The 25,031-nt window shown below is 37.6% G+C and carries 17 protein-coding genes; 3 read left to right on the forward strand and 14 right to left on the reverse strand.

The window, feature by feature from the left end; all coding sequences use genetic code 11:
* Positions 1-5: 5 nt before the first annotated feature.
* The 3 genes from QQS35_RS19385 to QQS35_RS19395 form a co-directional block, all read right to left on the reverse strand.
* The gene (locus tag QQS35_RS19385) at positions 6-1,349 is read right to left on the reverse strand and encodes an NtaA/DmoA family FMN-dependent monooxygenase (protein WP_285933893.1); all 1,344 of its coding nucleotides are present in this window, start codon (positions 1,347-1,349) and stop codon (positions 6-8) included.
* A gap of 202 nt (positions 1,350-1,551) precedes the next feature.
* Positions 1,552-1,977 (reverse strand): MarR family winged helix-turn-helix transcriptional regulator, encoded by a 426-nt coding sequence (locus QQS35_RS19390; protein ID WP_285933894.1) that lies wholly within the window; start codon positions 1,975-1,977, stop codon positions 1,552-1,554.
* Positions 1,978-2,610: 633 nt separating this feature from the next.
* Positions 2,611-2,970: a winged helix-turn-helix transcriptional regulator gene (locus tag QQS35_RS19395; RefSeq protein WP_285933895.1), complete on the reverse strand. Its 360-nt coding sequence runs from the start codon at positions 2,968-2,970 to the stop codon at positions 2,611-2,613.
* Positions 2,971-3,191: 221 nt separating this feature from the next.
* On the opposite strand from QQS35_RS19395, the gene QQS35_RS19400 reads away from it, so the two are divergent.
* From QQS35_RS19400 to QQS35_RS19410, 3 genes are all read left to right on the forward strand, one after another.
* Positions 3,192-3,932 (forward strand): NADPH-dependent F420 reductase, encoded by a 741-nt coding sequence (locus tag QQS35_RS19400; RefSeq protein ID WP_285933896.1) that lies wholly within the window; start codon positions 3,192-3,194, stop codon positions 3,930-3,932.
* Positions 3,933-4,353: 421 nt separating this feature from the next.
* Entirely contained in the window at positions 4,354-5,595 is a 1,242-nt protein-coding gene (locus QQS35_RS19405; protein WP_285933897.1) for an IS110 family RNA-guided transposase, read from the forward strand.
* Between the two features lie 594 nt (positions 5,596-6,189).
* Positions 6,190-6,579, forward strand: coding sequence for a hypothetical protein (locus QQS35_RS19410; RefSeq protein ID WP_285933898.1), 390 nt, complete (start codon positions 6,190-6,192; stop codon positions 6,577-6,579).
* Between the two features lie 196 nt (positions 6,580-6,775).
* Here QQS35_RS19410 and cydC read toward each other — a convergent pair whose 3' ends face one another.
* The 11 genes from cydC to QQS35_RS19465 all read right to left on the reverse strand — a co-directional run bounded on the left by cydC (position 6,776) and on the right by QQS35_RS19465 (position 24,919).
* Entirely contained in the window at positions 6,776-8,398 is a 1,623-nt protein-coding gene (gene cydC / locus QQS35_RS19415; RefSeq protein WP_331490870.1) for a thiol reductant ABC exporter subunit CydC, read from the reverse strand.
* A 99-nt stretch (positions 8,399-8,497) separates the two neighbouring features.
* Complete coding sequence (cydD, locus tag QQS35_RS19420) at positions 8,498-10,234, reverse strand: thiol reductant ABC exporter subunit CydD (RefSeq protein WP_285933899.1); 1,737 nt, start codon at positions 10,232-10,234, stop codon at positions 8,498-8,500.
* A gap of 15 nt (positions 10,235-10,249) precedes the next feature.
* On the reverse strand, positions 10,250-11,293 hold the full coding sequence (locus tag QQS35_RS19425; protein WP_285933922.1) for a cytochrome d ubiquinol oxidase subunit II: 1,044 nt from the start codon (positions 11,291-11,293) through the stop codon (positions 10,250-10,252).
* Between the two features lie 14 nt (positions 11,294-11,307).
* Entirely contained in the window at positions 11,308-12,645 is a 1,338-nt protein-coding gene (locus QQS35_RS19430) for a cytochrome ubiquinol oxidase subunit I (RefSeq protein ID WP_285933900.1), read from the reverse strand.
* A 1,323-nt stretch (positions 12,646-13,968) separates the two neighbouring features.
* Positions 13,969-15,120, reverse strand: coding sequence for an oligogalacturonate lyase family protein (locus tag QQS35_RS19435; RefSeq protein ID WP_285933901.1), 1,152 nt, complete (start codon positions 15,118-15,120; stop codon positions 13,969-13,971).
* Between the two features lie 168 nt (positions 15,121-15,288).
* Entirely contained in the window at positions 15,289-17,406 is a 2,118-nt protein-coding gene (locus QQS35_RS19440; protein ID WP_285933902.1) for a glycoside hydrolase family 65, read from the reverse strand.
* Positions 17,407-17,514: 108 nt separating this feature from the next.
* On the reverse strand, positions 17,515-19,788 hold the full coding sequence (locus QQS35_RS19445; protein ID WP_285933903.1) for a helix-turn-helix domain-containing protein: 2,274 nt from the start codon (positions 19,786-19,788) through the stop codon (positions 17,515-17,517).
* Between the two features lie 160 nt (positions 19,789-19,948).
* Positions 19,949-21,460 (reverse strand): type 2 periplasmic-binding domain-containing protein, encoded by a 1,512-nt coding sequence (locus QQS35_RS19450; protein WP_407933996.1) that lies wholly within the window; start codon positions 21,458-21,460, stop codon positions 19,949-19,951.
* 108 nt (positions 21,461-21,568) lie between these two features.
* Positions 21,569-22,438, reverse strand: coding sequence for a carbohydrate ABC transporter permease (locus QQS35_RS19455; protein ID WP_285933905.1), 870 nt, complete (start codon positions 22,436-22,438; stop codon positions 21,569-21,571).
* Positions 22,438-23,301: an ABC transporter permease gene (locus tag QQS35_RS19460; RefSeq protein ID WP_285933923.1), complete on the reverse strand. Its 864-nt coding sequence runs from the start codon at positions 23,299-23,301 to the stop codon at positions 22,438-22,440. Before QQS35_RS19460 ends, QQS35_RS19455 begins: the two co-directional genes overlap by 1 nt.
* Before the next feature lie 331 nt (positions 23,302-23,632).
* Complete coding sequence (locus QQS35_RS19465) at positions 23,633-24,919, reverse strand: Gfo/Idh/MocA family oxidoreductase (protein WP_285933925.1); 1,287 nt, start codon at positions 24,917-24,919, stop codon at positions 23,633-23,635.
* Between the last annotated feature and the right edge of the window lie 112 nt (positions 24,920-25,031).

Consider the following 25,031-nt stretch of genomic DNA (forward strand, 5'->3'; position numbering starts at 1 on the left):
CTCTATTATTTATTGTTATTTTTCAAACTTCCGTATTGATAAGGAACTCCCATATTCTCGCGCAGTGTTTTTCCTTCATATTCTTTGTGGAACAAACCGCGTTCCTGCAAGATTGGAACAACATGTTCCACAAAATCAGCAACTCCATCATAGGCAATATCCGGAACAACCGAGAAGCCGTCACATGCACCAGCCAAAAACCATTCTTCCAAGAAATCAGCAACTTGTATGGGGGTACCTGCCACTACAGGATGATAGTTAATGACCCCATGTGCAAGAACATCTCGAATCGATAGCCCTTTTCCTAGTAGCTCTAAAGCTCTGTGGGAACGTGGATCCATTGGGTTGGCATATGCCTTTTTCAACAAGTCAGCTGATAAAGGTTGTTCGATATCTACCGAATTCACTGATAGTGGTAAACCGACCATGGAACCAAGGTAACTTACTCTTCCTGGTATCTCCTCTGGATTAAAACTCATAAGCTGTCTTCGTCGTTCTAAACCTTCTTCTTTCGTTGAACCGATGGAAAACATAAAACCTGCGTACATCTTAATGTCATCGGGATTTCGACCAAAACGAGTTGCACTTTGGCGAAGCGCTTGCCTATGTTCACGAGCAGTTTCTATATCATAAGGGTTAGCGTAGACCCCAGAAGCGTACCTACCCGCCAATTCCAGTCCTTCTTCTCCTCCACCTGCTTGGAAAATAACTGGCTGGCCTTGCTCAGAGGGAGGTATTGGCAAAGGACCACGGGATGAATAATATTGCCCTTCAAGATTGATAGGCTGAATTTTGTCCATGTCGGCAAATTTTCCTCCTTCTGCATCTAACGTCCACGCATCTTGTTCCCAACTCCCCCATAATGCTTGAACAATTTGGATGGATTCATGTGCCATGTCATAGCGTTCTTTGCGACTGGCAACTTTAGCACCAAAATTTGCTGCCGCTACTGGGAGGGATGAAGTGACCGCATTCCATCCTACACGCCCATTACTTATAACATCGAGTGCTTTGAACTGACGTGCAATGTTGTATGGATAATTGAATGTCGTTGAATGTGTCGCCACAAGTCCAATATGTTTCGTCTCTCTAGCTACAGCCATTAGTGCTAACATAGGGTCCATAGGGAACATAGGAGTCTGAGGTCCTAAATCGACGGTCAATGCCGGAGTATCAGCGATAAAGATCATTTGAAATTTTCCTTTTTCAGCTATTTTAGCTCGTTCCACGTAACTATCCGTATTTGTGTAGGCTGCTGGATCTGTACCAGGCATTCTCCAGGCGCTGAATTCGGCTCCGTATCCAGAAACCATTTGTAGTGCTAGTTGCATCTCTTTTCTTTTTTTCATGTATCTCTTCTCCTTTATTTATTGATAGTCTCCAAGCAACCAAAAGAGCAATAAGTATATCCATTCCAACCAAACCGGTTACTATTTAGCTTGCTAACTAATTTAAAGCATTTTAGCAAGTACGGATATCATAGTTCCAGCTTGACGCTTGCTCATAATACCGAAAAATTAATTAGCAGGCTAAATATCTATAAGAGGAAACTTAGAACAAGTTTCTCTCTATTCGCTTCATAAGTTCCCTTAAGATTAAGCGTTCTTCCGGTAAAATTGAACCGAGTAATTTTTCTTGCTGCTGCTTCCATTTGAAATCAACCGGTTTTTCTAATTCTTTCCCTTTGTCCGTTAGATAAATTCGCATAACTCTTGCATCTTGTTCATCTCGTTTACGGTATATGAACCCATTTTGCTCAAGCGATTTAACCATATTAGTTACCGTAGGAGGCTCGCATTTTAAATGTTCACATATTTGCATTTGTGTTATTCCATCATCCAACCACAAACGAGCAAGCAGTCTATCCTGACCTACATAAAGATTAAGTTCTCTTAAATTTTCATTATATTCTCGACGCATTCGGGATGAAATTTTATCTAACGACTCACGAATATCACATTCAACCTTATCGTTCATAGATATGCCTCCACTAGTCATAATATATAATTAGTATGCTAACTATATCATTGTGAAATTTAGGTGTCCATTATTGTAAAAGACCTAATACATTATACCAAGCAGATCTCATCTAGAACGAAGGTCAATGTGTATTCCCCACATTGAGACTTGATCAACAACCGCTCGTTTACGTTAAAATGCGCATGTTTTGCCCTTTGCCTATCAACTTGTTTTTATAAGTGATTTGTTACATACACTATAATAAAATCAATTTACATATTTTGAAAGAGGGCAATAAAAAATGACGTAGTACATTATTTTGTACCTAAAGGTCAAAAACAGGTGAAAAGATAGCTGATATTGTATAGACGGATTTAAAAAGAATAAAAAAAGAACAAACAAATGATAATTAATCCTTGTTTGTTCCCAAAAGAAGTCTTTGTTTTGTTAACCTGCTTAGTTAGTACAAAAAGCTGCCACGTTAGTCAGCTGAATCTTTTAACTTTTCCTCCAGCTGCTTTATTATTCTTCATGAATTTTTATAGTAAAAGAAAAAAATGTGGTTTGAACAATCTCCCACTCACACAACTTCTATTTGGTAGTTATAGTTTTAGAAGGTTGAACAGTAAGTGACGTAAGTGTTCTCTTTGGTTAGTCTACTTGCTCCCCAAACTTCTTCCCAAACTCTTCCATTAAATCAATAATAGGAATCAATTCTTCCCCTTTTGAGGTTAAAGAATACTCTACACGAGGAGGAACCTCTGGATATACTTTGCGATTAATCACTCCGTCTGTTTCAAGTTCTCTAAGTTGCTTTGTAAGGGAACCTTGTGAAATGTCTCCTAAAAAAGCTTTAATTTCACTATAACGACGCTCTTTGGACTTTAGAAACCAAAGAATTACATATTTCCAACGTCCCGACAGTAAATTTTGGGTATAAGCAATGCCATAAAATTCTCTTTGTTCCTTTATACACTCTTTATCAAATCCATCCTTACATATCCTAGACACCTTCTTCACCTACTTTCTACTGTTAAGTACATAAAAATGTACTACGTCAATTTTTAATGCCTACTTCAAAACGATGAGAAATGATTATATTCTAGTATATGTAACATAAATACTCAATACATTTATATTATCTTATATATGTTTATTGTTTGATAAACATATATTTGTGTAACTTTAGCTAAATAATTCTTTTATATACAAATACTTTAGGAGGAACAATAATGAAATTTGGAATTATAGGTGCAGGACCAATTGGGTCAATTATTTCTAAAAAATTAGTTAAAAGTGGACATGCTGTAAAAATTGCAGATGCACGAGGAATTGAACGTTTAGAAGGGAAAGAGCTTGCTGGAACAGCTGTGCCTGTAGAGGATGCAATTAATAATATTGATGTTCTTATCATATCCCTCCCTACAAAAGCACTACCAAGCATTCGGAACATTATCGATCAAGTCGCGGAGGAAGTAATCATTGTAGACACTTCAAATTACTACCCTTTTAGAGACGGAAAAATTGAAGAAATCGAGAACGGGATGGTTGAAAGTGTTTGGGTTTCAAATCAATTAGACAAACCTATCATTAAAGCTTTTAACAATTTATTAGCCTATACTTTAGAAAATGAAGGAACATCCGAAGATTCTAGTGGACGAATTGCCATGACAGCTGCCGGTGATAATCTATCACAAAAACAAGTAATCATGGGCGTGGTAAACGAGCTAGGCTTCGACGCAGTAGACAGTGGTTCTTTAAGTGATTCTTGGAGACAACAGCCAGGAACTCCCGCATACTGCACAGAGCTAACGAAAGACGAACTTACGAAAGCGTTGAAAAAGGCAAATAAAGAAAAAGCTCCAATACTACGAGATAAGGTAATGGAAAGGTTTGAAGAGCTCTTTGCAGAAAAAAAGGCATTTTCACATAAGGATATTGTTAACATAAACAGAGAAATATACAATTCATAAAAACAAAAGGTGCACTCAGTTAGAGCGCACCTTTTTGTATAGCCATATAAAAGTGCTTCCAGTCCGATTTAATTTTTTTGTGTAACAAAAGTTGTTATTGCGCAGTATCCGTCTAATACGTATTAAGAAATGATGAACTCCTTCTTGCACTATCCTGCTCGTTCGTATTATAAGGTTAGCCAGAATGCTAAATATTTCTGGTTGACCTTTTTTTATATGGTCTTATTATATCAGTAGCCAGGGTAGAACGTAACTGCTCGTGGGACATTGATCCCGTCAACTAAACCGTTCGCCCCCTACTTGTAGAAACATGTTTGAGGCTGGTTGAGACCTAGATCTCGTATAACAAGCGAAGCTATGATACTACATTAGGCATTAGGGGTTACTGGCAATTTTCAGATTTTATAGGAGGAGATAGAGAATGAATCCAGTCGTTGGTCTGGATATTTCAAAAGGGGAAAGCCAAGTTCAAGCTTTCTTGGACAAGGAGAAAGCATTTCGTAAGAGTTTCAAAGTTTCTCATACACTTGAGGGACTTAATTTACTGGTAGAGTTTCTTGAGGATGTAAAGAAAGAGTCTGGTAAGAAGCCACCTGTCATATTAGAGGCAACTGGACATTATCAAACTCCTGTTGTTCATTATCTGGAGGAGCGTGGTTATCTATTAATTATCATCAATCCTTTAATTTCATACAAAGCTAGGAGTTCGAGTTTGAGGAAAGTTAAAACGGATGCTATTGATGCATATCTTCTCTGTGAGTTGTTCTACAAAGAAGAATTAGAACCTCATAAAAAACGAGGGGTCCAGCTGTTAAACCTCCGTAATCTCACAAGACAATATGAGAATATTACTGGAGTTGCGATGCAAACAAAGCTTCAATTTCAGGCTGTGCTTGAACAAGTATTTCCTGAATATAAAGGGGTTTTTGGGGATTTGTATTCAGTGGTTTCACTCTTAACTCTTCAAAGGTTTCCTTCTTCTGAAGATATTTTGGAAACGAGTGAAGAAATAATTATTGAGACAATCCATAGACTATGTAAAAGTCGATCAATGAATTGGGCAACCGAAAAAGCACAAAAGCTTAAAGATGCGGCAATTCGCAATCCTTTTGAAAAAACCGTTTACCAGAGTCACATTTTAAGTCTTGGTATGTATGTGAATATCATTCTTCAATATAAAGAGCATCTATCCAAGTTAGAGAAAGAGAAAGAGATAGACACTCTCGCTAGAGAAATTGAAGAATATCATAATATTAAATCTATCCCCGGTATCGGTGAAAAGATCGCTGCAACGATCATTTCTGAAATTGGCGAGATAGACAGATTTAATAATCCTAAAAAGCTTGTTGCTTTCGCAGGTGTTGATCCTAGTGTCTTTGAATCTGGTAAATTCTCAGCCACTCAGAACCGAATAACTAAAAGAGGATCTAGTAGACTTCGACATGCCTTATACATGGCAGTACGTTGTGCTATTCGTGACTGTCGTAAGAGTAAGACTAGCGACGAGATCATTCCTCGCAACAAGAAGTTACGTGAATTCTATGACAAGAAGCGTGAGGAAGGAAAGCCTTTTAAAGTCGCTGTAATTGCTTGTGTAAATAAGCTGTTACATTGGATCTTTGCCCTTTTAAAAAGCAATACCACTTTCCAAGATATAGCATAATAACTATATCTAACTAAATAACACAAAACCTTCCAACACAGGTAATAAGGAAGGTTATTTAGCATGCACTTTTTTAGTATATCATGACTATTTAAAGTTTTTTATTGAAAAATATTGACAAACTATTAGCTGGTTTAGTTTAAGTGAAAAAAATTCACAATATCATAAATATTCATACTTAAATCATATCAGAAGACAAAGAATTATTGTTCGAGTTTTCCATAAGTATGGACATTTGCACAGTATTTGTCTATTACGTAATACTAGGGTAAATCTATCGATCACATTATTAAGTGCACAAAATTATTCCGTGGTAAAACGTCTGTCATTTACTGGTACAATCTTTTGGACTTAGTGGTAAAGAGTATCTCAGAGGTGGTATATTTCAGTGGACGTAATCAAGATTCTCTGTTTAACTAACCATAAATTAATCGTATCCTACATCAAAAAATACTCTCCATAATTTCCGTGATACTTAACTTTCATTTAAATCGCAACAATAATTGCATCGATTCATCCTTTGTTAAAATTTATTTCACATTTACAAGAACGTTTGTTCGTATTATAATAAAAAATAAAAAGCGAGTGTTTTCCATGCTTAATCAACAGATGAATACGACTCTACATGCCTATATTGTTCTGCCAATGGTACTCAAAGTATTTAAACAAGATTATGAGTTCTTTGAAAACGGAGCATCTGTCGCCAGGATTGTATATCTAGATAAATTAGATACAGTTATAGCATCTGTCCAAGATGACCTTGCTGCCGTTAAGAAAACAACCTATAACACGTATCACATGAAAGTACGGAACCTTGGGAAGCAAAACGGTTTTATCCGTTATGACTGGCAAACACCTAACGACTCTGGTGATTTATTATTCACCCCTGAGCAGCTACGTGATCTCACTGAAGATATGATGCGTTTATATTTGTATGGCTTCTTATCTCGTGAAGTAACTCCTTCAAATAGAGGGTGGTTTTAAAAATGTGGCAGGTCATTGGATATCTTTTTGTAGTGCCTGACATCCTTGAGTTATGTTAATTAGACTGTATATCACCCGTCTAATGTCTTGTCTAACTAGACATTAGACGCGTGGTGACAAACATTACACATACACAATTGCACACACCTCGATGTGATCCAATCGTTTAATTTTTAACACAGTTATGGAACAGATTCTATTTATAAAAAACGCTTTTTTCTATCTTCTTCATTTGATAAAAATAACCTTTTCTTTTCATTAAATCGTGAAATGTTCCACTTTCGATAATCTTTCCCTTATCCATAACGATGATTTGGTCCATCCGTTCTAACCCAGTTAGTTTGTGGCTGATGAGAACAAGGCTGCTCCCTTTTGCTTGTGTAAATAGCCTGTTCATCACTTGCTGTTCTGTAATGGGATCAACAGACGAGGTTGGTTCATCAAGAAACAAAAGGTTTCCCTTTTTAAGCATAGCTCTTGCAATCGCAAGCCTCTGTTGTTCACCACCTGAAAGATTTCCCCCTTTTTCTAAAACTTTATCACCTAAGGATAGATGGTCTAGTTTTACACAGGATAGTATTTCATTCATTTCCTTGTCAGAAAAACGTTCACCTGCAAGTTTTAAGTTATCTCTAACCGTACCATAAAAGAAGTGATTACTTTGGAGAACTGGGGAGATGTTTTCCCAAAGCTGATTTTCATCTAAATTATCTAACGGTTGCCCCTGTATCGTAATTGTTCCACTAGACGGCGAATAAAGTTTTAGTAATAGATGAAGCAATGTAGATTTTCCAGAACCACTTGGTCCAACAATCGCAGTTTTGGAACCACTCGGTAATAGTAAAGAAACATTAGATAGAGTTGGGCGAGATTCTCCTACAAAATAAAAATCAACATTTTTACATTCCATTTCCGGTGCTTTCTGTAGCTCTACTAATCTGTTTTTGCTTTTCAGTTCTTGTTGGTTCTGGGCTTCATCTATAATAGAAAACAGCCGAATTGCAGCATTTCTAGAATCTTCGAAATAACTCGGTGCATCTGTCATTGGAGCTGCCGTCTCAAATACCGTTAAAGAGACGAGAACAAGCATGGCTAAAAATACGCTATCAAGCTCAGTTGTAGATACTAGGTAAGACCCTAAAGCAAGCACAGACCAGGAAGTAACGAGAGAAAACCAGTGATTGACTGCAAAACTTAATTGTTCCTGCTTTCCTCTATTTTCTTGCTTTTCAATGTAATCGTCTGAGGTTTGACGCAGTGCCTTTTCTTTAAAAGGGACTTTCCGATAAAGCTTTAAATCTAAAAAGCCATATAAAAATTCGGTTGTGTCCGTAGATAGCTGAGCGCGATTTTGTCGTATATTTGATTGGATGTCCCGCTGTTTCCTAGCAAATATAAGGGGGATACAAAAGCCGGTTATGATTAGTCCTGTTAAAAGAATTAATGCAACAGGCAAGGAAAATAGTGCTGTAAAAATGATCGTCGTAAGGAAAACAACGAGCATGACAATTGGTGGATAAATAACGCGAAGAAATAAGTGTTGCAAGCTTTCGACATCACCAACAACCCTGGCTAACAAGTCACCACTGCGAAATCTTTGAAAAAGTGAAGGCGCAAGGGCTTCTAGTTTTGTAAAGAAAAAGGTCCTTACATTACTTAGTATAGTAAACGTAGCCTTGTGTGAGTAATAGCGTTCCGCATACTTACTAAAGGCACGAATGACGGTGAATAATTTTAACAACGCTACAAAAATAGTTAGTATATAAAGCGGTGGAAGAAGTGCTGCCTTCGATACGATATAACCACTGTTTGCAAACACGGCAACTGTGGATATTCCAGCAAGTATTCCAAATACTATCGAAAATATACATATCTTTCCGTTCGATTAACATCAACTTGATTACGAATTTTAAATCCGTCATCCAGCAATACCTCCTTGCTGTTCTTCTAACATCGTCAAATAATCCTTTGTATTTTCAATAAGCTCTTGATGCGTACCTTTCCCTATTAAAGTCCCTTTTTCAAGATACAAAATACAGTCTGCTTGTTTAATTGTATGTAATCGGTGTGCGACAGTAATGATTGTCGCGTTTTGAGCCAGCTCTTTTATCGATTCTTGCAAAATGCTTTCTGTATATAGATCTAATCCAACGGTAGGCTCATCAAACAATATAATCGAAGGTCTTTTTAAAAAGGCACGGGCAAGTGCAATTCGCTGTCTTTCCCCACCAGATAAACCTCTGCCACCTTCCCCAATTAACGTATTGGTGCCATCTTCTAATTGTCCAATAAGCTCTGTAAGCCCTGCTTTTTCTAATACATAGGTCAGCACTTCTTGGGAGATATTTTTCCCAGGGCAGGCAATCAAGATATTGTCTTTAATTGTACCTGAAAAAATGTAAGGGTCCTGTGATATATAAATGAGCTTGTCGAACCATTCTCCTTCATCATAGTTAAAAAGTGACTGATTATTAATCAAAACTTCTCCGGTTGAAGGCAAGTACATGCCAGCTATTAAGTGAAGTAAGCTTGTTTTGCCAGAACCACTTGGACCAACAATGGCAATTTGGCTATAAGGATCGAATGCTGCATCGATACCCTCTAAAGAAAAATGATCCTCACCATACGTAAAAGAAAGATTGTTCAGCCTGATGCTTGGAGGTCCAGCTGCTTGTGACAACTGTTCGTTCCCCCATTGGATGATTTGATCAGATTCCTCCAACTCATCTACTATTTTTTGTGCAGCAGCAATACTTCCTTTACCTGCATGGAAGGCACTGCCGACATCCTTCAACGTCTTATAAAACTCAGGAGCAATTGCCAGGACAAAAAATGCTGCAAAAAAAGAGATGTTTTGATAAACCACTAGACGAAGTCCAACCTCCAAAGAAATTAACGCAATCCCAAGCATCGAAATGAGCTCGAGTACAAGCGATGAAAGAAATGCGAATTTAAGTACATCCATTGTTGCTGTACGATACTCCATGCTACTCTTTTTTATGGCGGCTGCTTCTTCCCTCCCTTTTCCGAAAAGCTTCAATGTGATTAACCCTTGCAAGCTATCAAGAAATTTCCCTGCAAGGGAAGTGAGTTTTTCCAATTGCTGGATGGCCTTTTTTTCCGTTTTCTTACCAATTATTATCATAAAAATTGGAATGAGAGGAGCCGTCACAAGCATAATGACGCCTGAAACCCAGTTTTGCCAAAACACTGCTGCTAATAGCATGAGTGATACAATAGAAGATAAGATTCTTTGTGGATAATATTTACTAAAATAAGGGTCAATTTCATCAACCACATCCGTAACAAGCGTTACGCGTTTACCTGATTGCCCTTTTATAGATGTTTGAATAGGGTTATTCGTGTATTGCGTAATCAATGATTTACGAAAATGATTTTTTGCTTTCGATGCCATTCCAATACCAATTTTTCCATGAATATAGGAAAAACCCCCCCTTAGTGAAAACACAACTAGAAGAGTTGCTAATTGCGAAGTAACAGCTGAAAACGACTTCTCTTCCAAAAAAATGAGCATGACAATCGACACAATTAATAAAGCTTGCGTTACCGTCATAGCCCCAATAACAAACGCAGTAAACGAAAGAGAATATGTATCCTTTTTATGTTTTTTGGCAATATCTTTTAGTTGTTTCACCTTTTGTCCTCCTAGTTACCGCACATCGTCCACTTTTTCATTTGTAAGATACCGCTTATCTTTAAGGAATAGCTGCCAAAACCAATAGAATAATGGCACAAGAATCGCCATACCGATTGCATATCCCCAAAGGAGTGAATAATACATTTCAATATTGGTAAACGCATCATATATTGTCAGTTTTGGATAGACAATGTAAGGCATATGGCTCCAACCATATGCAAAGCTTGCTAAGCCTATTTGAACCACCATAAATAGGACAGAAACTCGAGGTTGCCCGATCCGTCCTTTCCTCGAAGGCCACCATAGTGCACTATATCCGACAGAAAAAACAACGATGCTTAATGCGAATAGATGCCATTGTCTTGCCATATTTTCAACCATCCACATCGCTTCTGGTATGAGTGTCATGGTTGCAGCAACAGCCATACCAATCATAATCGGACCTAGAATGATCGCATTTCTTCTATACACCTTATACGTTTCCATTGATTTAGCTTCTCTAGCGTAATCGCTTAGGAATAGAGAGGATAGAAACAATTCCGCAGATAATCCAAAGCCGATGTGTGCATAAAGTGTTGGGCTAGTAAGCAGTCTGTCATAAAGAATATAATGACGGTCACCAACCACTTCGACAAACCCACCAATCATGATTGGAAGAATACTAAGCATTAGTGCTGGGATTAATAGACCGGTAATTCCAGAGATGTAAGTAAATAGCTTCGTATACTTTTGTACCGAATAGGAATACACCATAAAAGCGCTTCTTATGATAAGTAAAATGAGCACAAAGCTTACTGGAACAATCATGAACGACCCTAAAGTAAAAGCAGCGTGCGGAAAAAAACCGACTAAAGCGACAACAAATAAAACTAAAAAGACATTCGTTACTTTCCAGGAAGGAGTTAAGTACAAGTTAGCTATGCTTGCCGCTGTCGTTTCTTTCCGTCCAAAATAGAACATGGACCAAAAGCCGGCACCAAAATCTATCGCTCCACCTAATGCATAGAAAAGCAAAAACAACCAGATGATTATAATCGCAACATAAGCTTCCATTATAATTCCCCTCCTCTCTAAACCGATGTGGTTTGACTGTTAAATTCATTTATAAGTGGATTGCGTCGGAAATAGATACGCATAACTAGTGCTGTTATTACTAATAAGAAAACATATAGCGTAATAAATATGACAAAGAATGTTCCGAGGTTTGCTGATTTGGTTGCAGCCTCTGCAGTCCGTTGTATGCCATAAATTGTCCAAGGTTGTCTTCCAATGCAGGCAAAAATCCAACCAGTTTCAATGCCGAGCATGGCAAGAGGTCCCCCTCCAATTAAAGGAATTAGCAGCCAATTCGGATATTCTCTTTTTTTAAAAACAATACGATAAGCTAACGCTCCAAATGATAGCCCAATAAGTAAAGTCCCAATGCCGACCATGATGTTAAATAATGTATGAACAAATAGAGGTGGCCACTCGTCCCGTGGAAATTCATTTAGTCCAACCACCACCCCATCCGTAGAGCCAGTTGCCAGATAGCTGAGCATTCCTGGTACTTCAATACCGCCGACAACCCGATTTGCTTCTGGGTCAGGTGTACCAAAAATTGCTAGTGGAGCATTTGACTGTGTTTCAAATAGCCCTTCAGCAGCTGCTAGCTTAACTGGTACGTTATCATGTAACCCTACAGCAGATGAATGACCATTTGTTGCAGTCCAAATAGATGTAATGGCACCAAAAACAAGCGCAATCATTAGCCCTTTTCTATGATACGTTCTTTCACTTGCTTTCAAATTGGGTTTTAATAATTGATAAGCTGCAACAGAAGCAACAACAAACGCAGTTGCCATATATGCGCTGCTTGCTACGTGCACAGCCGTATATCCAAAGGCTGGATTCAAGACCGCTTCCCACGGACGAACATCTGTAATTTCTCCATTCACAACATTAAATCCAGTTGGTGTATTCATCCATGCCTGTACGTTGGTAATTAATACAGCAGATGCTGTAGCTCCAAGTGCGACGAAAAAAACACTGATGATCCGCATCGTAGAACTTAATCGACTAGCAGCATACACATAAATCGAAAGGAATAAAGCCTCAATAAAGAATGCAAATATTTCTAACGTAAAAGGTAAAGCAATGACTTGTCCTACGACCTCAATAAAACCTGGCCATAATAATGCAAGCATGACAGCTACAATCGTGCCAGATGGAATGGCCACACCAAGTAAAATAGCAACAGCTTTTGTCCATCTCCTTGCAAGGATTCCATAATCATTGTCTTTTCTAATCACCCTCAATATTTCAGCAATGAGAATCATTAGCGTAAGGCCCACCCCTAATGTTGCAAAAATAATATGGAAGATCAGGGAAGACCCAAACAGCATTCGAGCAAGCAATACATTATCCATCATTCTCTCCCTTTCAAACTTAATTTACATGGTTATTCTTGTTCTAGATGGATATTTTATACATTCATTTTTTGCGTCGTAAATAGTGCCTGTCAGCACCCATGACACAGGCACGGTTCTCCTGTCTACTTTCTTACCAATGGTACTCAAAGTATTAAAACAAGATTATGCTTTCTTTGAAAATCGAGGACCTGTCGCTAGGATTGTATATCTAGTTAATTAGATACAGCTATCGCATCTATCCAGGATGACCTTGCTGCCGTTAAAAAAACAACTTATAACACGTATCACATGGAAATAAGGAAGCTCGGGAAGCAAAACGGTTTTATCCGTTATGACCTAACGACTCTGATGATTTATTATTCACCCCTGAGCAGCTACGTGATCTCACGGATGATATGATGCGGTTATATTTGTATGGCTTCATATCTCGTAAGGTAACTCCTTCAAATAGAGGGTGATTTTAAAAAAGTGTCAGGCACTAGACAATTGTCCTTGTCTCGTGCCTGACACTTTAACATTTGATTATGGTTACAAAATAGGTTATTTCTTATTATTTGCTCTGAACATTGGGAGGGCAGTAAACCTACATATCCTATATGTATATTGGTGAAGTCTACTTACCCATTAAGTTACGCAGATATAATAAAAAGGACACCCCCAAGAGGGTGCTTTAGTTATTCTAAATTTTTTCAATTTCCAATGTTGGAAAATAATCTCCGAACTCATTAGTTTCCTTTTCTGATATGTTCATAATGATTTTTCTAACTCCAACAAACTCTATCGTCAAGGTTTCCCAATCATCACGGTATAATAATTCATCAGATAATTGACTATATCTGGTTACTGCTAAATCCTTAGGACTAATAACATCGCTTTGGGCTAGTTCAATTTTCGCATTAATTGTTCCATCTTCACAAATTTTTACACTTGCTAATGTATCTTGTTCAATATCTGAGCCTTATCCAATCACGATTCCTGTCACCGTGTACAAACACTTTGACAAGCACGAGTATATTTTTAACATCCGTGCATGTCAGTTTGCAACCTAAGAAAACCTGGCCTACTATAAGCCTTTGGTGAAGCCAGTTGTCTATCCCAACAATGAGATTATATAAAAGGCCTTGCCGCTTATACTTAATTCTTAAAAATGTTCACGCATCGAGTATTCTTCAGCACACAGATTATACATTAATTAAGTACAAGAGTGGCTAGAGCCTCCTTTTAAAGGTGGACAACAATATTAGTTACCCAAAATGATGCTCACATCATACCCTAAAGAGTCACAATACACTGCACAAGCGATTGCTGGTTCCTTTGTCTCTAATAATCTGGTAATTGTTCAAAGACAGTTGGTAAATCGACTAAATATATATTCCCATAGCCATTACGGTCACTCGTAAACAACAGCTTATCTCCTGATGGTGTGAATCGTGGATGTGCATGAACCTTTTGCACATGAAAACTACACCTATGTTCACATAGTATTTTCGGCTTAGAAAATACTCCATTCTCTTTCTGCCACACAATCAAATTATGAAGTGGTGCTCTACCATCGACAACCACTTTATCGAAACCAAAAGAGTGGGCATGCCAGTTGATAAAGTCAAACTCTACCTCTTCCATTGCGGTATTATCGTAACGAATTTTACCAAAAAATCCTGTTCCATTTTTTTGTCTAAACCCATGATAACCAATATGCTCCCCATCGGGATACCAATATTCATGTCCAACCATCTCGTGATCTCGTTTCCGTTCACGTATTTTCCAAGCTTCACCCGATTTTAAGTTTAGACCCCAAATTCGATGATCAACCAATTGCCAGGGTCCTTCATGGCAAAAAGTGATTAAGTGACTATGCTTCGGAGATGTATTGATATGGGTAATAAAATTCTCTTCCTCGTGTACTACTCTTTCTTTGCCTTTTTCGATATCTATTTCCATGATTTGAGACTTCGGTTTTGATTCCATTAATTTGCGATGACCAACATAACCATTCTTCAAATCTATCGTAAATTTACTGGAAAAATCTTCATGCACACAAGTAATGATTGATTTACCATCCGTAGTACAGTTAATATTACCGCCGACCAGATCAGCTGGACCTTCATAGATTAAGCGTTCGTTTAAGTTCTCTAAATCAATCTCAATCAGTTGATTCCTTCTGCGGAAATAGGCCTTCTTGCCAGTTGTATCTAAACAAGTGGACAGATTGCCATAGGTTGTATCATGATCAGTCAATTGCACAATTTCACCTGATTGAATATCGATACTAAACAAATTGGTTTTGTTCTCCCTATCCGAACAAAACAGTAGTTTGTTATCGTTATCATACCAGCCGTTTTCAGTAAAATATAGGTGATGACTATGGCCTGTATAATCGGTAAGTTGTGTGATTGAAACACCTGTAATCCTGTCCTTATACTGTTTCCACTCTGGTAACCACACTTTACCTTTACCCATTATTTGTAACATCCCCCTTTGATTTTTTAACTCAGAGTACATTTCTCATATACTTAATCCATCTCAACCTCTTGCGAGTCATACTTTTGCTTTTTCGCTTTTCTGTGACCCGCAAAACATGCTAGGGAAGCCTTTCCAAGTAATTTTACAGTGCAAAAAAAACCGTTCCGATTCCCATGTTTAAAGCCATGGTTGCAATCCTTCTGCCTGAACAGACCATGTGCCGTCTTTAGGAAATCCAGGACATGGATTAGCTTGGCCTGAAGAACGAGCCTCGTTTTCATATCCTTGACTTTGTGCTGTAATACGAGTACTAGCCACATTTCCCACTGCCCATCCACTTATCATCATGGCTATGGCGGTCAGTAAGCCCCCATTGCCAGGTAAGTAGGCGGTTAATCCTGGGCGTTGATAGTTATGGCCGTTGACTAAGTACGTATTTTTCGTTGCTTCCATCATTAAAAAATCAACGGCTAGTTCTGGTTCACCTAAACGAGTAGCTGTCATGGCACAGACTGGGAAATCCCATCCCCATGCCGTCTCCCATTGCCATTCATGTTTCACTTTTTCCAATGTATTTTTCATAATCGTTGGATCAATCAATGTTCCTGATAAAACACCGTAGGCCGCTAACATTGACGGGTGGTCATGGTTTTTTTCGGTAAATGTGTTATGGCAATTTTCATGTGCCAAATAGACGCCATCGAGATGTGTTGGTTTAGCTAAATGACTGGCTACTTTTTTCCAAATAGGATTTGCAGAAACTCCAAGGCGATTCGCCCATTCTATCGCTATTTCTAGTGCATATTTCCAATACTCCAATTCGTATGGTGGATTTTTACTTTCTGTCATATCATGGCATTCTTGTGCTGGAATTAATGGTGACCCAAGTACAAATGATTTGCTCGCCTCATCCCAATGTGCAAAATCTACCATAAAATCAGCGGAATCAAATACAATAGTTTGATAGTTTTGCAATGTTTGTCTTGTAGAATTTGCTTGATACAACAATTCTGCCAAAGCGACTGGGTGTGGCTGTTGCCAAATAAGGCCTGGTGCAACAGGAGACGGACTTTGTTTCCCATCAAAGCCAACCATTTTGGGCCACCGTGCACCTGCATACCCTTGTGAGTCCGCTAATTCCTGTGCAAGTGGTAAAATATCAAGATACCATCCCATGCTCTTTTCTAATAATTCAGCACGACCCCAAAGTGGAAAATGGGCGGCATGCCACCAATGCATTTCTAAATGATGCTTACCAAACCAACTGTTGTACATAAAACCTGTTTCTTGTGGTGGAATCGAACCACCACTGTGAATCGCAGTTAAATATTGGGATAAAATCACTCTTCGCTCTAACTCGAAAGCTCGTTCATCAGTACTTCCCTCAAAGGACACAAATGCCCCACCCTCCCAGAAGGACTGCCAATGAAGTTCACTCGCATTAAACACTTCAGTCACCTCTACTTGAGAAGGTGCATCAGGCTTGTAGGATACAGTAAAGTGAAGCTCTTTTGAATCGTCCGAAGGCTGTAACGTAAATTGATGCTTCTTTGTTTGCACCAATTGTCCTGCCGTCCAATCCCAGCGTACATAATAACAGTCCTCATCCATCACTCGTTTCAATAGCACATGTTGACTTGATTTATTAACAATATCCGTCTCATGACGAGCATCTTGATTCCAATTGGGGTGAATCGCCTTGGACCAACTATCATGTGTAATATCTGGACTAGGAAATAACTGAAAAACACGTAACCGATTTTCCGAAATCAGTGGTGACCAAACAGAAACTGCAATCGAATCTTGATTTGGATGACAGGCCGTTTTCACACGGACGCCCACTCCATCGACAACGAACCTACTGTCAATAATTCCCTTCCACAAGTCTAGTCTTTGCTCAATCTTCGTCAACTCATCAACTTTTACCTCTCGTCCATCCTTTGTTAAAAATTGAAAGGAAACACGACCGAGTTGTAGCCTATGTGGGTTTTGACGTAACCAATGATAAGCTTCATCTTTCCCCTCAGGTTTCATTGGATAACCGACAGTTCTTCCGTAGGTATCAAATTTTTGATATACAATATCATTGTCTGAATATACGTCTTTTCCGTGCGTATAATGCCAACCCCAATTTGATTGTGTTCCAAGTGGTGATTCATATGCTTCTGGAAAGGTCTGTAGTCCTGTCACATCAAGACTAAATCCGAATTCACCATTACCAATCGAGAGTGGAGCCACTGGATCTACTTTTGTCACTATTGGATTGTGTTTTGTAACAATCTTTTTTCTATCCATCGAATTCTCCTTTTTCGTTATTAAAAACATGGGAAAGGATGTAATAGTGTTTTCATCAAATAAAAGTCACGATTGGTTCAAAGTTATGCCATCGTTAACACCACACTTTTAATCTATATTCGCCTGTTTTTTTAGCATTTCCCGATATTTTCCTGGTGTCATGTGCTTATTCTTTCTAAACCCTCGAATAAAACTGTTTTCATGTTGATAACCTACTTTAAAAGCAATAGTTGATATTTTCTCATCTGTTTCAACTAAGAGCTGCGCTGCTTTTTCCATCCTCAATTTTGTTAAATAACTATAGATCGTCTCGTTTGTTTCCTCTTTAAACCATTGACTTGCCAAACTAACACTTACCCCGATTGAATCCGCGCATTCAGGAATTCCAATTGTATCTCCTAAATGCGCATTCATGTAATCAATCATTTTCTGACATAAGATATGCTGTTTCGACTGACTTAATTGTTGTATTTGTTCTGTCCTATCTGTAACTTTTTCGATAAACAACATTAAAATTTCCTTTAACTCCATCGTTTTTAACTGATTCACAAATGTAACCACTTGTTGACGGTTAGCATTACGATGCATTAGACGTTCCCCTAGTGTTTCTAAAAATAAATAAACGGTGCGAGGGTCTGAATGATTTTGTTCGATCATTGCAAAAATACGATGCAACCTTTGTATCGACTCTTGTGTATCACCCACACGAATAAATTCCATTAACTGTTCGGTTTCAATTGGATTGATAGAAGTTGATTGTGTATCACTCCTCGAAACATCTTTATAGGAGATGACCTTTCCATATCCTTTGTACAATCGTTCATCAAGGGCAATAGTTGCTTCTTTTATCGATGGTATAATTCCTTCCACACCACTTCTAGGGTTGCTAACACCAACAGTTACTGTAAAACCAAGAACTTCATAAATATTTGAAAGAGCTATTCTTAAATGGTTTTTTAACTCTACTTTTCCTTCCCTATGTTGTAACATAATGACCATTGTGTCTTGCTCCACATCGACACATACTGTACGCCAATGTGCACTTAATACCTCTGTCATAACATTGGATATCGCAAACTTAATGACAGATTGGTACTGTCTAGAAAACCGATCCTTCCATTTATAAAAATTATCCATCGAAATCATTACAATAATCATGGGATCTTCTGTCCATTTTCCAAAATACATCTGCCACTTATCTTGTAATTCGTTACCATCTTTCAATTTGTCTTTGTATATATCATAAAAAAATTTCGTTATCGCCTCTTGTCTTACTTTTTGAATTACACGAGAAAGTTGTTTATTGTCACTGACTAAATCAGACACCAATCGTTCCAAGTGGACTAGATCACGGTGATACATCTGTTCCTCATCCATCGAAAATAGTTGTTTAATCCGACGTATCGGTCGTAATTCAACAGTATGAATATAAATAATAACAATGATACCTACAAATAAGGCTAGTAAAGACATAGAAAAAACAACATTACGAATCGTTTTTGCTTTTGCCAGTATGCTATCTTGTGAAACGACAGACACATATTCCCACCCAGTAAACGATGATTGTAATTGGTTAGTCAGCAATATGTTTTCTTGATATTTAATTTCATCTAACTTCCCCTCATTTACATTCGACATTACATAGTCTAACGTTTCTGAATCAAAGCTATTGTTTTTTGTTACATATAATAGATTATTACTTTGATCAACAATAAAGCGCATACTATCTGAATTAAAACCATCTGTTGGGATTAAATTGGCAAATAAATCTTCATGTTTTAGATTGATTGCAATGACACCCTTCATTTCACCTTGAATCATTACTTTTCGAAATAATGTAACATTTGATTCCTCATATTTCAGACCATTAGGGACAAATCTTTGTTTTACGAGCACCATTTCATCCTCAACAAAATCATCGACGACACTAACCCATTTGGAATCATTGAAATTAGTGAGATCTGAACTAAATCCTTGAGGCAAACCTACAATACTTTTTTGATCAGTTGAATAAATATAAATACTATGTATATAAGCTGTATTTTTTATTAGGGTTTCTAAATTTTGATATAATTGAGAAATATTCCGGTGCGAAATTTGGTTATCATTTGTCAAAAACTCACTAACATAACTGTTCAATGATAATTTAATTGCCACTTTATCTGATTCCTTCAAGTATTGATCGATATGATTCATACTAATTTGTAACATCTGTTGTTGCGGTGCATTTAATTCTTTTTGCAATACATTCCTGGAAGTATTGTAAGATGTAAGACCGACGATCAGGATAATAACACAGATAGATAACATTAGAATAAGTACTAGACGGGTTTGCGTATTGGACAACGTACGTCTGAACCATTTTTCAAAGATATGAATCATATGGTTCCCCCTTATTTAATAGTTTTCATACTATTCTATTCAAGTCCAACTAGATTATATCTATTTAAAAATATTGTTATCTACCTCGTCATCTATCATGGGCACAAGCACTCCTCTTACATGATTAGAAGAGTGCTTGATAATAGTCAATCTCTAATTACTACTCTGTTTGTGCATACCATTCTTGTGCTCGTTTTGTTATTTCGTCACCACCAGCTTCCTTCCAGCGTTCGACGAATTCATCAAACCGCTCCAGTTCCCATTCACCAATAACGATATTTGTCATATACTCTTGGAACAACTTATGGGACTGTATGTCTGGATAGCCTTCATACACAGAAATAGGCATCCCATCACCCGCAATCCGTCGCGAATCTTTTGTAGCAGTCTTAAAGATATCTTTGATCATTTGTTGATCTTCATCTTCGAAAGAATTTTCAATTCGTAAGTCCATTGTTTCCTGTGTTGTAAAGTTCAACATACCTAACGCAATTGGTGTTTCATCTGTTGCAGGAATTAACTGTTTTTCTCCATTGACTACTTCATGCTGCACATCTTCAATTCCATACTGAATGAACTCTGAATTGGCAGGGTCATAGTAGAAATCAAGCAGCTTCAGTGCATTAATTGCATTCTCTTCAGCAGTTTTTGGGATCATCCATTCTGGCTCACCCATACTCTTTTGGGTAATATAACCATCAAACCCATCTGCTTTTGGTAATGACATTCCACTAATTTCTACATCAGGTGAATGCTCTCGCATGATAATTAAATTATCATTTAAGTTTGCAGGTAGATGATACCAGCTTCCTACTAAACCATTATCAATTTTTGCTGCCCAAACATCTCCTTTATTTAAGAATGTCTCATTGTCTAGTAAACCTTCTTGATATAGCTCACGAATAAATTCTATTGAAGCTTTCATATTCTCTGTTGTTCCTGCATAGTTAATATCTCCGTTATATATATCCCACTCTGGGTAGCCTTCCCACATCGCTACACCAAACATCGCAAATAGGTGGTCCATCCATCTTCCAAATTCTCTACCGGACGTCGGTAATTCGTCCTGTACTCCATTTCCATTCGGATCTTCGTCACGAAAAGCAACTAACATTTCCTTATATTCTTCAGTTGTTTCAGGCATATCCATTCCTATATTGTCCAACCAATCTTTACGCAATAGTGGTGAACGTTCAGGAATCATAAATACTTTAGGTACATAGTAAATTTTCCCATCATCTGATGCGGTACGAACGATTTTCCATGCTTCTTCTGGAATTTGCTCCCATACATGTGGTGCATATTTAGGAAGCAATTCATCTAGTGCAAGTGCTCCTCCTTGTGAAATTAGTGTTTGTTCAACCCCACCAATAGGTCGTAGGATATCTGGTAAATCTTGTTCCGCCATTATTAAGTTAATATATTCTGCTGGATCAGATCCTGGGGGTGTAGTAATTAATTGATATTCTATCCCAGTAGCTTCCATAACTTTCTGCACATGCGGATCGTCACTTTCTGGAATCGTTCCTTTTCCAAGATGACTTTTAAATACTTTTACAACTACAGGCTCATCAGACTCTTCTTCATTTCCTTCTGTTTGATTACTCTCAGAATTGGAATCATTGTTTCCGTCAGTTTTATTATCATCACATGCAACAGCGATTACGAGCATCGACATAATCAATAGGATAAGTAACAAGTACGACTTTTTCATAACTAAAATCCTCCCTTTTTTCATTTATTTAAATGGCTTTTATGCCATTTATAACATTTCGATGTCTTACTCTTTCAGTGATCCTAGCACTGCACCTTTTACAAAATATTTTTGTAAATATGGATAAACAATTACGATTGGAATTGTCGCAAAGATGATTGTTGCTGCCTTCAATGTTGTCGTATTAAAGTCATAATCCCCAACAAGCAAATCAACCGTCGATAATTGTTCTTCTGATACGAAAAAGGAACGTAGGCGCATTTGTAATGGCCATAAATCTGGATTTCGCACAAAAAGCACCGCTGTTTTAAATGTGTTCCAAAGACCAACTGCATAAAACAAGCCAATCGTTGCTAACACTGGTTTCGATAATGGTAAATAAATACGAAACAAGAGGCCGAATTCATTACATCCATCAATTTTGGCAGCATCATCCAAATCACTCGGTATTCCCATAAAAAAGGTACGGATAATAACCATGTTGAATGTGCTAATTAACCCAGGAATAATCAGTGCCCAAACCGAGTCCATTAAGCCTACTTCTCTTACAGTTAGGAAAAACGGAATCATCGGCGCATTAAATATCATTGTAATAACAATCGCAAACATAATTGGTTTACGTAGTAGAAAGTCTTTTCTAGATAACGGGAACGCTGTTAAAACAGAGAATAACATACTCAAAAATGTACCTACCACAGTAATGAAAACGGTAACAAAAAATGATCTCCAAAGTACATCATTTTGCAAAATATGCACCCACGTGTCTACTGTAAAATCAACTGGCAATAAAAATACCTTTTTTGCATCTGCGGCTACTGGTGAACTAAAGGAGACGGCTAATAATTGCAGTAATGGTGCAATCATAGTTGCAGCTGCTATGATCAAAAACGAGTAGTTAAATACTTGAAAACATCTTTCCCCAATTGACATTCGCATTACCACAACCCCTGTCCTGTTTTTCTTGCGAGCCGATTAAAAATCCATAACAGCGCAAACCCTATAACAGATTGAAATAATCCGATCGCAGTTGTTAAGCTATATTGCCCTTGGAGAATACCTGCTCTATACACATATGTTTCAATAATATCTCCAACAGAATAAGTCATCGGAGTTAACAAGTTGAAAATTTGGTCAAAACCTAACTCCAAGAAGTTCCCGATGTTCAGTAAGAAAAGGATTAATATAGTTGGGAATAATAGTGGCAATGTAATATGGATCGTTTGTTTCCAACGATTTGCTCCATCAATTACTGCAGCCTCATACAATGATGGGTTAATCGCTGTAATGGCAGCTAAATAAATGATTGTTCCCCAACCAACCTCTTTCCAAATCCCCGAAAAAACAACAATAGTTCGAAAATACTCTTTTTCTTGCATAAATAAGATCGGTTCATACCCCAGTATTTCTCGGAAGGCATTAATAACCCCTTCTGTAGACAATAATTCAAATACAATCCCACCGACTATAACCCAAGATAAGAAATGCGGAAGGTAAAACAAACTTTGAATCGTTTTCTTGGCAATCATTAGCCTTATTTCATTAAACAATAAAGCAAAGATGATTGGTGCCGGAAATTGAAAAATCAATTGATACAAGGCAATTAATGCAGTATTCCTTAATACTTCATGAAAATCTTGATAATTTAATAGATGATAGAAATTCTCCAAACCTACCCAAGGGCTGTTCATTATCCCATTTAAAATTTGATAATCCTGAAAGGCAATCACACTTCCAAGTAACGGGATATACTTAAAGATAATGTAATAAATTAACCCTGGGAGAATCATCAGATAAAGCATCCAATGTTTTTGGATGTTTTCTATATAACGATTCTTCTTCCTCTTAGACTTGATCGGAATATTTCGTTTCACTCCCGAATCAATTGTTGGATTATTCGCATAATTCTTCATTCCCTTCCCCCTCTCTAATTTTTATCTTTCAAATAAAAATTTGATTTTCCAATTCATACACAAAATATAGAAAGGCTTTAATCTATTATCATTACTAGTCTCTGATGTATGTGTATATGCCCTATAGTATAAATTGTTCGTCACTTGTAAGAATGGTTAGTCGTGTCGGTAGAAGTCTAACTTAATATCCCTACTCTTCCAGGAAACAGACCACAATGGGTTAGAATTTCACTAGGTCATTCACACGAACAGGTAGTCCTGTGTTTAATGATTTATTTCCTGCTATTCCTGTAAGAATAGACATTGCACCATCAATATGAGAAGCTGCCCGATTAAATTCATCATTTACAGGTGTACCAAAAATATCTTGTAATAGGACAGGGTCACCACCACCATGGCCACCTTTTCCTTGTATTACATCCACCTCATACGCTTTTCCAAACATCGGCAGAACTTTAATGGACTTTTCCTTTAATCGTCCTTCGTCATCTTTATTTCCACCTGAGTTAATATACGATTGCTCACGAACACGGACTTCAATTCGACCTTTGCTTCCATTAAATGAAACAATGTAGCCTTCCCATGGCAAATATGCATTCAATGAATAATTTAAAATTGCTTTATTTTTGTAATTAACCATGACACCTAATGTATCTTCAATATTTATTCCATCGCCAAACACACTTTGATCACGTTGATATCCATCTTCTTTTTCAGCTTCTAAATACATTTCCTTCAAATGTTCATTTGCCTCTAAATCAATCGAAAACGGATCATCCTTTGCATTATCACTACCATGTGCTCGTTGATAGAAATTAGTAACACCTCTTGCTTCAGCATTTTCTCTACCATAAAAACGCAACCCACCAGAGGCGTAGACGGTTTCTGGTGTTGTTCCTAACCAAAAATTAACTAAATCGAAGTGGTGGGTTGATTTATGTACCAACAGTCCACCGCTATTCCGTTTATCGCGGTGCCACCTACGAAAATAATCAGCGCCATGCTGCGTATTTAACGCCCATTCGAAATTCACGGAAAATACATCGCCTATTGTACCTCGCTTAATTAGTTCCCTAATTTTTGTGTTGTGTGGTGCATATCGGTAGTTGAATGATACTCGAACTTGCCGACCTGTCTTGTTCACAATATCAATAATTTCCTGACACTTTTCCGCATCGACAGTCATTGGCTTTTCGGTGATAACATCACATCCAAGTTCAAGCGCCCGAATAATATAAGTATGGTGGGTACGATCCACCGATGTCACAATCACTGTGTCAGGTTTTTCATTAGCGACCATTTCATCAAATTCACTAGTCAAATACGTTGAGATTTGTGGGTGTTCGTATTTTTCTTCTAATAATCGATTGGCGTAATTCATTCTCGTTTGATTTATATCACAAAATCCAACTAATTCACTGGTCTCACCGAAATCTCGTACTACTGCACCATAGAAAAACTCTGATCTTCCTCCAGTCCCAACTAATACATATTTCTTTTTCATTATATACAGCTCCCTAATGTTGCTATTGTTTTGGTGTTCTTCTTTTACCGTAATGAAACATTGCGTTTCATACTTAATTTGATAGGATTGTTCGAATGTTTTCTATATACTCCCC

Source organism: Aquibacillus rhizosphaerae, from assembly GCF_030282825.1.
Lineage (GTDB): Bacteria > Bacillota > Bacilli > Bacillales > Amphibacillaceae > Aquibacillus_C > Aquibacillus_C rhizosphaerae.

Coding starts and splice junctions, on each gene's coding strand:
- QQS35_RS19460 (WP_285933923.1), bottom strand. CDS start 23,301: ATGCTTTATCTGATGATTCTCCCAGGGTTAATTTATTACATTATCTTT.
- QQS35_RS19400 (WP_285933896.1), top strand. CDS start 3,192: ATGAAATTTGGAATTATAGGTGCAGGACCAATTGGGTCAATTATTTCT.
- QQS35_RS19385 (WP_285933893.1), bottom strand. CDS start 1,349: ATGAAAAAAAGAAAAGAGATGCAACTAGCACTACAAATGGTTTCTGGA.
- QQS35_RS19410 (WP_285933898.1), top strand. CDS start 6,190: ATGCTTAATCAACAGATGAATACGACTCTACATGCCTATATTGTTCTG.
- QQS35_RS19455 (WP_285933905.1), bottom strand. CDS start 22,438: ATGCGAATGTCAATTGGGGAAAGATGTTTTCAAGTATTTAACTACTCG.
- QQS35_RS19445 (WP_285933903.1), bottom strand. CDS start 19,788: ATGATTCATATCTTTGAAAAATGGTTCAGACGTACGTTGTCCAATACG.
- QQS35_RS19450 (WP_407933996.1), bottom strand. CDS start 21,460: ATGCTCGTAATCGCTGTTGCATGTGATGATAATAAAACTGACGGAAAC.
- QQS35_RS19405 (WP_285933897.1), top strand. CDS start 4,354: ATGAATCCAGTCGTTGGTCTGGATATTTCAAAAGGGGAAAGCCAAGTT.
- QQS35_RS19430 (WP_285933900.1), bottom strand. CDS start 12,645: ATGGATAATGTATTGCTTGCTCGAATGCTGTTTGGGTCTTCCCTGATC.
- QQS35_RS19435 (WP_285933901.1), bottom strand. CDS start 15,120: ATGTTACAAATAATGGGTAAAGGTAAAGTGTGGTTACCAGAGTGGAAA.
- QQS35_RS19440 (WP_285933902.1), bottom strand. CDS start 17,406: ATGGATAGAAAAAAGATTGTTACAAAACACAATCCAATAGTGACAAAA.
- QQS35_RS19390 (WP_285933894.1), bottom strand. CDS start 1,977: ATGAACGATAAGGTTGAATGTGATATTCGTGAGTCGTTAGATAAAATT.